Raw genomic sequence first — 13817 nt, forward strand, 5'->3', positions numbered from 1 at the left:
ATAATCTGAATGTAACCGCTGATCCGATTTGGAAAACCTCATTTTTAAAACTCTCGCAGGATTTCCGGCAACAATAGAGTAAGGAGCAACGTCGCGAGTAACGACCGAGCCCGCGGCAATGATCGCTCCATCACCAATTTCTATACCGTTCAGGATAATAGCCCCGTATCCAACCCAAACGTCTTTACCAATCACAGTGGTCTTCCAATGCTCACGGCCGCTATCGCGCATTAAAACAGCAGGTGAAGTGAACGAATGGTCGCCGCCAACAATTGCAACATTACCTGCTAGCATCGTGTAGTCACCGATCACTATAGATCCGTCAAGGTAACAACCGCGACCTAAGAAACAGTAATTCCCCAACTCAACCTGACGAGGAAAGATGAAAACGCCCGAGGCGATGCGGCAATGATGGCCGACAGATTTTAGTCTATAAATAAAGTACTTCTGGACATTGAACAAAATGTACAACGCAAAGGATTTCAAAAGGCTTTTTACTGAGGACATTTCTATCAACCCTGAATTGACCCAGCTATCTTGAACTCATTAAGGCTCTCTTTTATCTTCTCGATTTCTGAGGATTCAGAAAATTGGTTATCGAACTCCGAAAACCACCGGTCAAAAAACGGAATCTGTTTCAGAAAACTGACGCGTGGGAACTTTTTTGAAAATCGATATAAGATAAAAACCAAAAGAACCGAAACTGAAATAAGCTTGGCACGCAAGAGGTTTTTCGTTGAAACTCGAAAGTCCTGACTGGCTTGATCCCTCACCATTTTCCGAGCATAGTGTACCAGCCTATCAGAGGCGATCGAACCATCAATATTTTCATAATAACCAGCCACATCCTCATCTCGCAGGGGCAAATCCTGAGCGCCTGGCGAAGACCTGAGGTATTCAAGAAACTGATCTTTGGAGGTTAGAAATCTAGCCTTCTTTAACAAGACACTATCGAAGTAGTCCGGTAGATCAAACGGGCGTAAGATTTGGTAATGCTTTTTAAGGTAATGCGACTCAACAACCGTCGTCGAATACCAGGAAAGTATTGTATCCGCGGCCATGATCCATTGCTTGGCGGAACCAAAAGAAATGACTCTGAGATTATTATATTTATTTTCGAGGTCATATACTTTTTCCAGATTCAGCTCATCAGGATGGGGGCGATATATAAGCACGCTACATGGATTCTCAATCAGCGCTTGCTCGAGCCACGCCAGAACCTCGTTTCTCGACTTCGAGTGAATTTCCACGAAGTCTTTGAGATCAGATCCAGCGACCGATTCGTTCATGCGAAGTCTGTGCTCGGAAATATCAGCGTAGGTGAAACTTGAGAGGAAGAGTATCCAGTCTTGGGTCTCGTTCAATTTAAACTTCTCGGCTAGCCGTCGCTTCTGTCCAGTACAGTATTCCTCGCCTACCCCACTCATTAAATCCAAATGTGGCGCCCCGATTGTCAGGAGGTTCTCCGATGGAACACCAAAATCTCTCAGGCGATCAAACGTTGTTTTTCCCCAGCAGACATGGACAGCATTCATAGCTGTCCCAGAAGGGTTATGATGACCAAGTCGCTCCCATTTATCGGACAAAACTTGTTCGTATTGTAGATTTATAATGCTCTTTGGCCTTCCGTATCTGGCTATCAGCCGGGCAACGCTAAGCTCATTATACAGGTGTGGAACAATTAGAATATCCGGTCCTGCCCCGAGTAAATTGAAATCATGCCCTTGATAGAATTGGGTAACTGCGCACTCAAAACCCGCATTAAAAAATTTGCTCTGCAATAATAAGGCTGTTTCAAGCTCCCGATTCTTTCGCTCATATACTATGATAACTCGCCCACTACTCATATCAACCTGTAACCTTTTCCATAAAAAACTCTATTTAATAATCCAACAACAAAGAAAGAAAAAACAATAAAATTAAGGTAGGAAAATCCATAGGCAGGAATAATAGGTGACAGTAAAACAATGAAACCAAAATAAACAAATAATCCAAGCTTCCAGCCCGACATTCTTGAGCGATCTTTTAAAAATGCTAAGGTTAGCCCGAACATCCCTCCAATAAAAGAGGACATCGCAAACAAACCCAAGAATCCGAAATCGTAGTAAATTGCAGCAGGCAGAGAAACGAACGCCCCCACATCGGAAAAAATACCCGGCTGAAGAGGCTCGCTAAATAAAGAGAGCCGAGCTAGGATCACGCTAAATGGGTAGAGAAAATAACTACCAGGCATTGAACTCAGATCACCAATAACCTGAGCAGTCCATTGACCGTGACTCAAGTATGAAATAATGTATAGTAATAGCAATTCTAACTGTGAACTCTCTTGAACCACATAGCCCTCAACAAAACGCCCCTGAAGACCATTTATCGCACGCGAGAGCAGTGTGCTCAAATCAACGCCGCCCATCGATGCACTAGACTTTATTATTTCTGCGACGTAAAAAAAAGCAGGCACACTCAACAGCACGATCATTAACAATGCTTTGATTACAGCCTTATAATTAATTCGCCCCGGCCTTAGAAGAAATGCAAGGACCATCACCAAAAGCCCGAGCAAAATATTGCTTCGCCCCCCGTTTAGAGCTGCATGGCCGAAGATCACCAAAAGAGCCAAGAATACATAAAACAAAAAGGCCTTAGAGGTAAATAATTTTGAATTTATCACAACTAAGAACAGCCCGACATAACTGAAAGGTATTAGTAAATTGCCAGCCATGCTTACTAAAGATCCACCATCTGACGCCAGCCACTCATATCGTGCAGCTCTAAGGCCTTGCATATAGTCTATACCTCGGACATATACGCGATCATATGCGACCATTGCCAATCCGAAAATAGAACCAAAGCAGCAAAGGAAAATATTTCGTCTTATGTTCCTAATCTGTTGTATTGTTAAAATCGCATCAAATTTTCTTACCTTGAATTTTTCGACGATTAAACTCAATAACAAAACCAGAGAACAAAAAGATAAATTTATAAAAGCAAGAAAAACGTAGTTTTCAACTTGGGCTTTTACAGGGATTAATATAACGATTACGAGAACCAGAAAATTGACGAACAAGAACAACGAGTACAGCTTCTTAGATTCGGAAGAAAAAAAGTTAATGCGGCGTCGCTCTTCAGACTGAGAATGCATCATCGACAACCATGTTCTGGCCACACACATATTCAGACGAGTCGGAAAGCAAAAAGATTATCGGTCCTACAACACTTTCTTTATTCAACATTCCAATGGATCGAGAATGAGACCTATAAGCTTCAAGAAAATTCTCATCCTGTTGGTCGAAGATCCCGCCTGGGCTTACAGAATTCACTCTAAATCGTGTTCCTTTAGTGAAAGCTGTAAAATATGAGTTGAGATGAATTAGAGCAGACTTTGATGCAGCATACTCAACCGGTACCGTCATCTCAGTTCCAGCATAGATATCAAATCTCGGCGCGATCACTCCATAAATTGAAGAAATGTTCACAAGTGAAAATTCCAGTTGCTTTTCCTTTGCATAACGAGCACAAAACTGCATAAATAGAAAATAACCACCGAGGTGTAAACTTAAGTTTTCGCAAAAATCTTGATATGTTACTTCCAGTACTTTCCGCCCGTAGTTCTTATTTCTTGGATAAGCTGAATTTACAGCACCTGTTATTTTCAGCCCAAACTCCGCTGCAATATCAAACACGGATTCTATTGAGCTATTATCGGTTATATCGATCTGAACTGGAAAAACGCTTTTTTTTCCGAACTCTTGGGCCAAACCGCTAACTGAAGCTTTGTCCATATCGGCAGCAATTACGCGCCCACCCTCCCGCACTACAGAACGAACAATTTCTCGTCCCAACAAACCGCCCGCGCCAACAACAAGTATCACTTTATTTTGCAACAACATTTTCAACCTCGACGTAAAGCAGTTCAGCAAACTTGAAATCCAGGATGTCATCTATGTCAACAGCACGCTCTTTCGGAACCACCACAGATTTGAGTCGCCCGTCAAACAGGCGATTCCGCTGCAAGATGAAACCCTTTTTCATAACGTAGGCAACGGTTGTGACATCAAATGCCTCTGGGGCATCCTGCCGTCGGGCATAACCATCTGAAGGACATAGGATCGTGGTAGTTCCGTCCAATGCTCTGGATACCATATTGAAATAAGGACTTCTGGTTGCTGGTGTAACGGTGATGACCGCATCGGTTTGGGAGTCCAAAGCGTTAATGGCTTCTTCAACGTCTTCAGTCGACCTGAGAGGACTTGTCGCGGGAAGGCTCAAGAAAGTATCAAATTCCTCTCCCAAGTCCTCAAGGTATCGAATAGCGTGGCGCCACGCTTCCCACTCTGGCGATTTATCGCCCGCCAGTTCCTCAGGACGATCGATAACTTCTGCGCCATATTGCTTCGCTACAAGCTTTATCTCGGAATCATCTGTCGAAACAAACACCTTCGAAACTTGCGGGAGTGCTTTCGCCATATTTATTGAATGGCCGATCAAAGGCACGCCACCCAACAAGAGGAGGTTTTTCCGGGGCAAACCCTTGGATCCGCCCCGCGCAAATACAAATGCGTATATCTTGCTCACAAGGGTTCCTCCACTTCAGCCCAAGCAGATTGATCACTGGACATCCTTATAGATTCAACCAGTCGCATTACTTGCATGGACGAATCCAACGTAGATTCAAAATCTGCTTCTCCCTTTATGGAGCCAATGAACGCAATCATTTGGTCAATATACATCTGATTTCGGTCATAGTTCGGATCTTCGTACACCGTCTCAGTGCTACCATCCGCATGAAAAAGAAGTACCTTATTTGCCATCAGGTCCCATTCAATGGTGCCGATGGCACCAATTGCCTTAAAGCGCCGGGTGGGATGACGCTGAAGAAAGTCGAGGTGCACGTGAACCAACTGGCCTCCGCTTTGCTGGAGTAGGACATCTACATTGTCCTCCACATCAATCTCCAGGCTACCGGCGTTGCGAATGACGCCCAATGCACGAGAGAACGGGCCGAAGAACCAGTTCAAATAGTCTAACTCATGGCTCAACTCTAGCAGTGCTCCGCCGCCAAGATCTTTAACTGCTGAAACGCCCCTGCGATAGTCGCTTCCGGGGCGCCAATCTGGCAGGAACTGCCCCACTTCCGCGAATGCAGTGCTAATTGGCCCCACTGCCGCATCATCAATAAGTTTTTTCACTATTTGTGCCGCAGGCATGAATCGCAAGTTGTAAGCAACGCCAATGCGGGCGGTATAACCACTCAGCTTCGTCGCATCAAGTTCACGAACTGAGGTACAGAGGGGCTTTTCGATTAACACAGGTATGTTCGCGGCCAACAGCTCATCCGCGTGGATTAGATGGTAGGGCGCGGGTGAAGCTATCACCGCAAAATCCGGGTTTTGCCTGACAGCGGAGGCTAAGTCCGGTACGACCTCTGAAGCGCCGACCTCGGCAGGATTAAGCATCCGGCCTGAAGCACTGACACAAACCAAGGACAAATCCGGGAACAGATTTCGCAAATTCGTGATATGTCTCTTCGCGATACTTCCACTTCCGACCACCAGAGCTCTATTGAGGTGTGCGTTAGTCATAGAAGCTCGACTTCTTCTTGTGCTTTCTTGAAATCATCCATTTTGCCAATGTCGAGCCAGTATTCATGCACCGGAAACATCGCGACGTTTTTGGCAAGATCAATCTGTTTTTCCAACAAGCTTGGCATATCAATTCGTTCGCCAGGCTCGACGCAACCCACCAGTTCCGGCGACACAACGTATATACCGGCGTTAATGAAGCACTTCTGAACCGGCTTCTCCTCCATACTCTGTATATAGGTACCGTCTGTCTGAACAACGCCATAAGGAACCCGGTGCTCATACTCACGAACACACATTGTTGCGATACTGTCATGTTCAAGATGGAAGTCCAGGAGGCCACGGTAGTTCACTGTGGTGAGGAGGTCGCCGTTCATCATAATCAGTGGGCGGTCAATCTTTTCCTTGGGCAACAGTCCCAATGCCCCGCCCGTTCCAAGGGGCTCTTCTTCATGAACGTACTCGATTTCAACACCCCAATGCGAGCCATCGCCAAAGTGCTCTCTGATCATTTCCGGCAAATAGTGTGTTGAAATGAAAAAACGATAAAACCCGGCTTTGACCAGACTTTCCAGAATTAGTTCAAGAATGGGCTTGTCACCAACCTTAAGCAATGGTTTGGGGCACGTGTTCGTCAAGGGCTTCAATCGAGTTCCGAATCCGCCCGCCATTAAAAAGACCGGGTTTTCGACCGTTCTGCGCTCCATTAGCCCATGCAAGGTTTCAAGCCCGACGACTCGACCTTCTGAATCCAGTAGCGGGATCTGAAGTAGTTCGAGATCTTCCATAACGGAGAGGATCTTATCCTTGGACCAGTCAACATCAGCCACGTGGGGCTTAGCGCACATCACATCCCTGACAGGCGCTGTCAGCGGAACATGTCGTAACAAGGCTCTACGGATATCGCCGTCGGTCAATGTACCCACTAATTTATCGTGGTTCTGCACTATCAAGGCAATTCGCAGCCCACCCTTATCAAGAACTGCAATCGCGTCTTCCAGCGGCAAATCCGGCTGGATAAGTACGTTCTGCCACTTTTTCATGTATCAAGTATTCCGTTTGCAAAAGGAATTGGTGTTCCGGGGTCTTAGAGAACGTCTTTGGCTGTCAAAGACCCAGCTTTAATGAAGGTTTTTGGCGCTACTGTCACTCCGTGGGTAATCGTTGCTCCGGCACCAATAAAGGTACCGGCCCCAACATTTGCATCGCCACAGAGGGTAGCGCCGGGTGCGAGGTGACAATGCTCTCCTAAACAAGAATCATGATCGACGGAGCTGCGGGTGTTAATGATCGTATTAATTCCGATCCATGCGCCCGGTTGTACAACACATCCCGCCATCAGCTGAACGCCGTCGCCTATGTGAGCGTCGTGAGAGACCCAGGCAAAAGGATGGACGAGAGATGGGAAGTGAAAACCCATTGCTCTGAAACGCTCGAACACACCCTGACGAATGAGACTTCCGGGCATCATTCCAATTCCATTGAGCAAAAGAACCGTTTGTGGGTTTACCCGAGACAAATATTCATCCCCTCCGAGAGCCTTCAAGCCATTCCAGATCTCGTTGTGTGTGCCCTGAAACTTCGGATCGCAAACGCCGAGGATATTGGCACCGCACAGTTCTGCGAGTTCCCGTACAACCTTCGCATGCCCGCCCGCCCCTATTAAAATAAAATCTCTGGACGCGTGGTCAGATGTCGACACTCGGGTCACTCTGGCACATCTCCCTCAGAGAAGGATTGTGAAGCAACTTTGCCCACCATATCCCAAAGCCCCATTGGAGAAACCCCTCGTCCACAGCGGGCAGTGGATAATGAGCCTCGGTCGATTTTTTCGCCTTTCTTAACTGCTTCGCAAAAAATCACCTGCTGCCGAGCTGCCTCGCGAGTATCCCATTCACTAGGCTGCGGTTTTTTAATACCGTCACCGAGTGCCCGCTCAACATCTCGTATGGTGCGCACCAAATCGGACAGCTCATCCGGCTCAAGAGAAGCCCCATGATCCGGTCCCGGCAATCTGCGGTCCAGCGTGAAGTGCTTCTCGATAATGGTTGCCCCGAGTGCTACGGCGGCTGTCGGTATAACCAGACCCTGTGTGTGATCAGAGTAGCCAACAGGCAAACCGAAAGCGTTTGCGAGGGTCCCCATTGCATTGAGGTTCACCTCTTCAATCGGCGTTGGGTATTGCGAAGTACAATGAAGCAACGAAACCTTGCCTCGCAGAGACGCCTGAGCCTCAGGATTGCTCCAGAAGCGCCACACCTGCTCAAGGCTTTCCGGCTCTTCCCCGTGAACATAACCAAATGCGACGATAGCAAGCGCCTGTTCAATTTCACTCAGCGTCGCCATGCCTGTAGAAATGATCAGTTCCTTGCGGGTTTGGGCAAAAGCCAGCAATAGCGGGCCATTAGTGATTTCCCCGGAAGGGATCTTGTAATAGGGAAGGTCCAGTGTTTGCAAGAAAGCCAGGCTCTGAAGATCAAACGCTGTTGATATGAATGTTATATCCAGTTCCCGTGCGTACCGCTGGAGCTCGAAATGCCATTCGGTTGGCAACTCCAGTTTTTTCAGCATAGCGAGCTGGCTTTCGAGCGCATCCGTGGTCGCTTGCTGATATTTCGCTTTCGGCGCTGTAAGGGCTGCCAGTCGCTCTGCGTTAAAGGTCTGGAATTTAACGGCATCGGCACCTGAATCCGCTGCTACTTTGACCAGTTCAAAGGCCATGTCGCGGTTGCCGTTATGATTCACGCCGGCTTCTGCGATTATTCTAACCATTAATATTCGCCTTCCTGAGACCGGGGTAAATTGAAGAATTGCTTAGGTCCCGAAGGCTGAAGGCTCCGCAAGACCTCTACGATTATCTTTGACGTTTCACCGGTGCCGTACGGATTCTCACACGTTTTGGATATTCGCCGGGCATCGGCTGATAGAGCATCATCAATCGACTGTTTAAGCTCTTTTTTGCTGGTGCCTGCGTGTATTACAGACTCTGCTGCCAGGCGGCCCTTTTGCCGGACACCGACGTTGACTGATGGCGTTCCGAGCGAGGGCACTTCAATGACACCGCTGGATGAGTTACCAATAACCGCGTCACTGCAATTCACGGCACTGAGGTAACACTGCATACCAAGTGATGGTACAGCGAATACCTTACCCAACCGTTCGCTGGCATATTGTTCAAGCATCTGAATCAATCTGTGACCACCGTTGTCTGAGTTCGGGTATGTAAGCAGCACCTGGTGTTGGGGAAACTCATCAAGTGCCGATAGCAGGTTCTCAAAGGTCTCTTCGCTGTCTTCTTCCCCCACCGTCACCGGGTGATAGGTCACCAGAAAATACGGCTGCCTCATTTGGAGATTAAATTTTTTATTGATTTCGGCAAGGGGAATTTTTGGCACCGTTCGAATATTTTCGATCCCCAATGCACCCACATTCCAAACATGTTCCGGAGCCTCTCCCATCTGGATAACCCGTTGGCGATACTCATCAGACGCAACAAAGTGGTAGTGGGAAAGCTTGGTTATTGCATGGCGGATAGAGTCATCGTAGGCACCCTCAGTGATTTCTCCACCATGTAAGTGAGCAATGGGGATACGCATGACAGCAGCAACTTGTGCAATTGCCAGAGCCTCGTATCGGTCACCTAGAATAACCAGGCAATCGGGACTAAGGCGTTCTAGCGCGTCCGCAAAGCCAATTGCACCCAGCCCCATGGATTTCGCAACGCCACAGCTTGTGTCGGAAGCGAGGAGCATTTCCACCTTGGCATCTATGGTAAATCCGTCGGCCTCTATGGTTCGCCATGTTTCTCCGAATTGCGGTGAGAGATGCATGCCACTCACAATAAGCTGCAATTTGAGTTCCGAATGATTAGCCAGTTTCCTCAATAACGGACAAAGTAAGCCGTATTCTGCTCGGGTTCCGGTAAATACAGCGATTGTCTTCATATCTGAACCGGTTTTACGCCACTGGGTAAATTAACAAGGCGCTGTGCAATGTTTCTTGAAGTGCGGAGATCACCTCGTCGGCAATGAGCATACATTGGAAGATCACACATCAATTGCCAGACCGGCCGGGTCATGACATTTTTTGCGTTGGTCACCTCAAGCAGATGATTTCTTGAGTGTTCATCGGGGCACAGAACCGCATTCAACCAAAAGTTACTTTGGCAGCCTTTCGGCTCATCAACAAACTGGAACTCAGTATCTTTCAGAAGATTCCGGTATTGCGTTGCCAGCGCACGCTTCTCCGCAAGAAACTCTGATAGCTGTTCAAGTTGAGCAACCCCCAGAGCAGCGTTGATATTAGGCAATCGATAGTTATACCCAACTTCGTCATGCACGTACTCATAAGGATGAGGTTTTTTTGCGGTTGTGGTTAGGTGCTTTGCGCGTTTACCAACCTCAGCATCGCAAAGGATCATACCGCCACCACCGGTGGTTATGATTTTGTTGCCATTGAAGCTTACAGCAGCGATCTCCCCAAAGGTGCCCGTGTGGCGGCCCTCGTAGAAACTGCCAAGTGATTCCGCAGCATCTTCTACCAGGCGAAGGTTCCAGGATTTGCAAACCCTCAGAAGGCCGGCGAGGTCTGCAGGGTGCCCAAATGTGTGCATGGGCATGCATGCCGTTATTCTTCGTCTGGATTCTCGCTCAATACACACGCCCTCTGCATCAAGATCCGCATGGTTCTTCAGCCAATTTTCAAGGGCTAACGGACTAAGCCCAAGCGTTGCCTCATCCACGTCAATAAACAGTGGTTCTGCCCCGCAATAGTGAATCGCGTTGCAGGTGGCTACAAAAGTCAGCGCCTGGGTAATCACGAGGTCGCCGGGAAGTACGCCCGCCAGTTTTAGGCTGACATGGAGTGCTGCTGTGCCGTTCACCGTCGCTACTGCCGCGCCGGCGCCAGTGTATCCAGCCAACTCCTTCTCGAACTGATCCACGTAAGCGCCCACGCTGGAGACGAAGGTAGAATCTATGGTGTCTGCAACGTACGCCTTTTCACGCCCTGAAAACACTGGCGCGTGCAGCGGTATGAATTCGTTAGTACCGTAGTGATCTTTTACAAATTCAACAAGCCGGTTCAGGGACATGTCAGACATTGTAAATTCCAGCTTTGTAGTGCTTGAGATTCTCAGGGTTTGTAAACCAGGACACGGTCTTTCTCAAACCATCTTCGATCGAATGCTCAGGATAAAAACCTGTTAATTCACGTATCTTCGCGTTCTCTCCCCATAATCTGAACACTTCTGATTTTCCGGGGCGAATCCGTTGTTCATCGGTAATAAACTCAACATCACTTTTCATAATATCTCGGATGAGGTTAAGCGTGTCACCAACTGAAATCTCGAAGTTAGACGCAATGTTGACCGTTTCTCCAACCGTATTATCGGAGTTGGCCAGAGCAAGGAATCCGCGGCAGGTATCTTCGACGTAGTTGAAGTCTCTTGTGGGTGATACATCTCCCAGTTTGATGGATTTCTGGCCGGCGGCTATCTGGGTAATGATGGTTGGAATAACCGCACGGGCAGACTGCCTCGGACCATAGGTATTGAAAGGGCGCGCAACAGTAACCGGTAGATCAAACGCGTTATAGAAACTCATTGCCATGGCGTCAGCAGCTATTTTGGAAGCACTGTAGGGAGACTGGGGCTGCACCGGGTGCTTTTCATCAATCGGCACGTATTGAGCAGTACCGTATACTTCGCTGGTGGACGTATGAATTACGCGTTTTACGCCATTTTCCAGCGAAGCCTGGCAAATATTCAGGGTACCCTTGATGTTAGTATCAACGTAGCTATCTGGAGCCACATAGGAGTATGGGATCGCAATTAATGCCGCCAAATGGTAAACGATGTCGACATCTTTAGTGATGTGTTTACAGTAATGCGGGTCTCGCACATCGCCGTTAAGTACCTCGATTTGATCCAGGCAATCAATATTTTCCAGCCAGCCCCAGTAATTGAAAGAATTGTACTGGGAAAGCGCTTTTACTCTGTAGCCTTCTCGGACCAACAATTCCGTAAGGTGAGATCCGATAAATCCATCTGCGCCTGTTACCAATACTGTTTCTTTCATTGCGTGTCCTATCTAATTCTGAGGTTTCTAAAATTTACGATATCAAGCCAGGAAAAGTTCTTTTCGGGTTAAACGCCATTTCCGGTATTTAAGGAGCGTTGCAACACCACTTCCTATTGTCATTGCAATGGTCACTGCCCAATAGTTCGTGAGTGGCGCAATCATAACCAATGCGATAGCTGCAACCGCTAGGCCAGCGAGATTTGCAACAATAATGCTTTTGTCCCGGGTTGTTGTGTAGAGGCCGTACTGGAACACATACCCACCGATGAAGATTGCCATAGCGACGATAATCGCAAAGAAGAGCATCAAATTATCGTAGTAGATGGTCTCTTCCAGCATCGGAAAAACGACAACCCCGGCTATTGCCGCACCCACCATCAAAAACGTTAGCCAAACAGCGGATTGCTTTGCGAGTTTGCTATAGGCGTGCTCAAACTCTGACTTGTTCTGCTCTTTATAGGCTTTCATCATTCTTGGATAGTAAAAAACGAAAACGCCTGACTCCATAAATGAGAGCATGGCTGATGCCACCCCCATGTAGACGCTGTACGCTCCCAGTAAAGCCAGACTGTTGAGGGCTTCAAAAGCATAACGATCAAACGTGAAAAGTGATCTCACAGCAACTGACGACAATAGCAGCGGGATCGCGACCATTACTCCGGTCCGAATCCAACGCCAGTCAATCTTTGTAAGCACACCTCTCCAGTCAAGTTTCAGTAGCGGCCCGATACCAATCAGGATACTGAGAGCTGAACCCGCTATCCAGAAGAGCAACAGGTCAGATATGTTCCTGAATTCCGGAGCCAGCCACATCGTTATGGCAAAGCACAGGGCCCACAGAGCCTGTTTGATGAATATGACTAGGGTTGCGAGTAATGGCTTTTCTATGGCCACAAGCAATCGCATCAATTCGGTAGACAGATGCTCCAGAACGACCAAGGCAATAAACCCTGCCATCACGCTCCAGGGAAGCATTTCCAGAAAAAACACAATGCTGAATGCAGGTAGCACAACCACATACATCAGGCCAAAGAAAACAAGCTGATTCGATAGTAACCGTGACCACTCGGAACGAGGACGAGCGACAAGGTCTCTGGTACTAAAAGTATAGAACTCAAAACCCACAAAGTAGATCGAATATGAGACCGTCACCGTAATCAGGCCATACAACCCAACCTCTTCAGGCGGCAGAAACACAGCAAGCGCAAGAATAAACGCAAACTTTACCGCCAGAGTCACAGCCCTCAGGCCGAGATTTAAAAGTTGGATCGTCACTGTTACTCGTTGGCCTCATTAGACGCAGCGACCTGTGACCGAACCAATGCCAAGAATTCGGCAAAAAATGCCGAAAACACCCCACCTATTAGCGCCATAATCGTAGCAAGGGTAATAATCAAAATTCTCGCCGGCCCGGTTTTCTCAGCACCCTGCCTTGCAAGAACTAACATTTCGGCTGCTTTCAAAGCCTGGAGATCACTTTCAAGCTTGGTTTTTCTGTCAAACGCCTCAGCTAGCACCTGGCCGGAATCCTGGCCATTTTTAAGCACATCGATTGATTGATCGATTGACCGCATTTGGCTTTCAAGGCTTCTCTTCTCGCGCTCGAGAAGTGCGTTGTGCCTCTGCTGAACTTGCTCTACAAGGTACCGGTGAACCGTTTTCACATGCTCTGCGTTTTTAGTTGTTGATTCGGAAACCAATCTGATCAGACCAGTATTCTCAGGGTTTGCGAAGCTCGTGGTGAACGGAAAATTCTCTCCATTTTCAGATAGATAGGCAACCTCCCGCTCTGGTAGCCAACGACTCTCCAGCGTAGCAATGGTGGTAGCCGGAGGCTCCAAGAATTCGTCCGCCCCTTTTTCCGCAACCTGAATAAGGCTGGTATATTGATAAGTGTTCTCTGTCACAAAGGCGTAAGCAATCCCGACCAAGATGCATGAGAGGAAGACCGCATAGAAGACTCGACGGCGTTTAACGATAGTGGCAGCGAGGTCAATCAAGGTGATCTCATCCTCGTACCGCTGATTTTGCGTAGCACTCATCAGGTAGTTCCGCATTCGTTATTATGTTTGTCGGGCACGCTACCCTCCCCCTGCATCTTACCTTGTGCTTCAGGCTTTGACGGCATTGTGATGTGTAGCGTGCGCCCCGGAAAATA

General features: G+C 47.8%; 13 protein-coding genes and 1 pseudogene. All 14 read right to left on the minus strand.

All coding sequences use genetic code 11. From position 1 onward, the window contains the following. Window positions 1-30 precede the first annotated feature (30 nt). Window positions 31-198, minus strand: a pseudogene (locus tag Q674_RS41675) (DapH/DapD/GlmU-related protein); the annotation flags it as partial. 314 nt (window positions 199-512) lie between these two features. Next, window positions 513-1847: a surface carbohydrate biosynthesis protein gene (locus Q674_RS31815; RefSeq protein WP_023009025.1), complete on the minus strand. Its 1335-nt coding sequence runs from the start codon at window positions 1845-1847 to the stop codon at window positions 513-515. After that, entirely contained in the window at window positions 1844-3163 is a 1320-nt protein-coding gene (locus Q674_RS31820) for an oligosaccharide repeat unit polymerase (protein ID WP_152526074.1), read from the minus strand. The genes Q674_RS31815 and Q674_RS31820 overlap by 4 nt, the downstream gene beginning before the upstream one ends. After that, entirely contained in the window at window positions 3123-3887 is a 765-nt protein-coding gene (locus Q674_RS31825) for an oxidoreductase (RefSeq protein ID WP_023009027.1), read from the minus strand. The genes Q674_RS31820 and Q674_RS31825 overlap by 41 nt, the downstream gene beginning before the upstream one ends. Beyond that, complete coding sequence (locus tag Q674_RS31830) at window positions 3871-4572, minus strand: cytidylyltransferase domain-containing protein (RefSeq protein WP_023009028.1); 702 nt, start codon at window positions 4570-4572, stop codon at window positions 3871-3873. The genes Q674_RS31825 and Q674_RS31830 overlap by 17 nt, the downstream gene beginning before the upstream one ends. Beyond that, window positions 4569-5579, minus strand: coding sequence for a Gfo/Idh/MocA family protein (locus Q674_RS31835; RefSeq protein ID WP_023009029.1), 1011 nt, complete (start codon window positions 5577-5579; stop codon window positions 4569-4571). The genes Q674_RS31830 and Q674_RS31835 overlap by 4 nt, the downstream gene beginning before the upstream one ends. Continuing rightward, window positions 5576-6622 (minus strand): nucleotidyltransferase family protein, encoded by a 1047-nt coding sequence (locus Q674_RS31840; protein ID WP_023009030.1) that lies wholly within the window; start codon window positions 6620-6622, stop codon window positions 5576-5578. Before Q674_RS31840 ends, Q674_RS31835 begins: the two co-directional genes overlap by 4 nt. A gap of 44 nt (window positions 6623-6666) precedes the next feature. Next, window positions 6667-7281: an acetyltransferase gene (locus Q674_RS40895; protein WP_161629368.1), complete on the minus strand. Its 615-nt coding sequence runs from the start codon at window positions 7279-7281 to the stop codon at window positions 6667-6669. Window positions 7282-7286: 5 nt separating this feature from the next. Further along, on the minus strand, window positions 7287-8351 hold the full coding sequence (gene neuB, locus Q674_RS31850; protein ID WP_023009032.1) for an N-acetylneuraminate synthase: 1065 nt from the start codon (window positions 8349-8351) through the stop codon (window positions 7287-7289). Then, window positions 8351-9523 carry a UDP-N-acetylglucosamine 2-epimerase gene (neuC, locus tag Q674_RS31855; protein WP_023009033.1) on the minus strand — a complete coding sequence of 391 codons (1173 nt, stop codon included), beginning with the start codon at window positions 9521-9523 and terminating at the stop codon, window positions 8351-8353. Before neuC ends, neuB begins: the two co-directional genes overlap by 1 nt. Beyond that, on the minus strand, window positions 9520-10680 hold the full coding sequence (locus Q674_RS31860) for a LegC family aminotransferase (protein ID WP_023009034.1): 1161 nt from the start codon (window positions 10678-10680) through the stop codon (window positions 9520-9522). The genes neuC and Q674_RS31860 overlap by 4 nt, the downstream gene beginning before the upstream one ends. Beyond that, window positions 10673-11656: an NAD-dependent 4,6-dehydratase LegB gene (locus Q674_RS31865; protein ID WP_023009035.1), complete on the minus strand. Its 984-nt coding sequence runs from the start codon at window positions 11654-11656 to the stop codon at window positions 10673-10675. Before Q674_RS31865 ends, Q674_RS31860 begins: the two co-directional genes overlap by 8 nt. Window positions 11657-11698: 42 nt before the next feature. Continuing rightward, window positions 11699-12934 (minus strand): lipopolysaccharide biosynthesis protein, encoded by a 1236-nt coding sequence (locus tag Q674_RS31870; protein ID WP_023009036.1) that lies wholly within the window; start codon window positions 12932-12934, stop codon window positions 11699-11701. A gap of 2 nt (window positions 12935-12936) precedes the next feature. After that, complete coding sequence (locus Q674_RS31875) at window positions 12937-13701, minus strand: Wzz/FepE/Etk N-terminal domain-containing protein (protein ID WP_031210179.1); 765 nt, start codon at window positions 13699-13701, stop codon at window positions 12937-12939. Window positions 13702-13817: the final 116 nt, after the last annotated feature.

Origin of the sequence: Marinobacter sp. EVN1 (assembly GCF_000475375.1) — a bacterium.
Taxonomy (GTDB): Bacteria; Pseudomonadota; Gammaproteobacteria; order Pseudomonadales; family Oleiphilaceae; genus Marinobacter; species Marinobacter nauticus.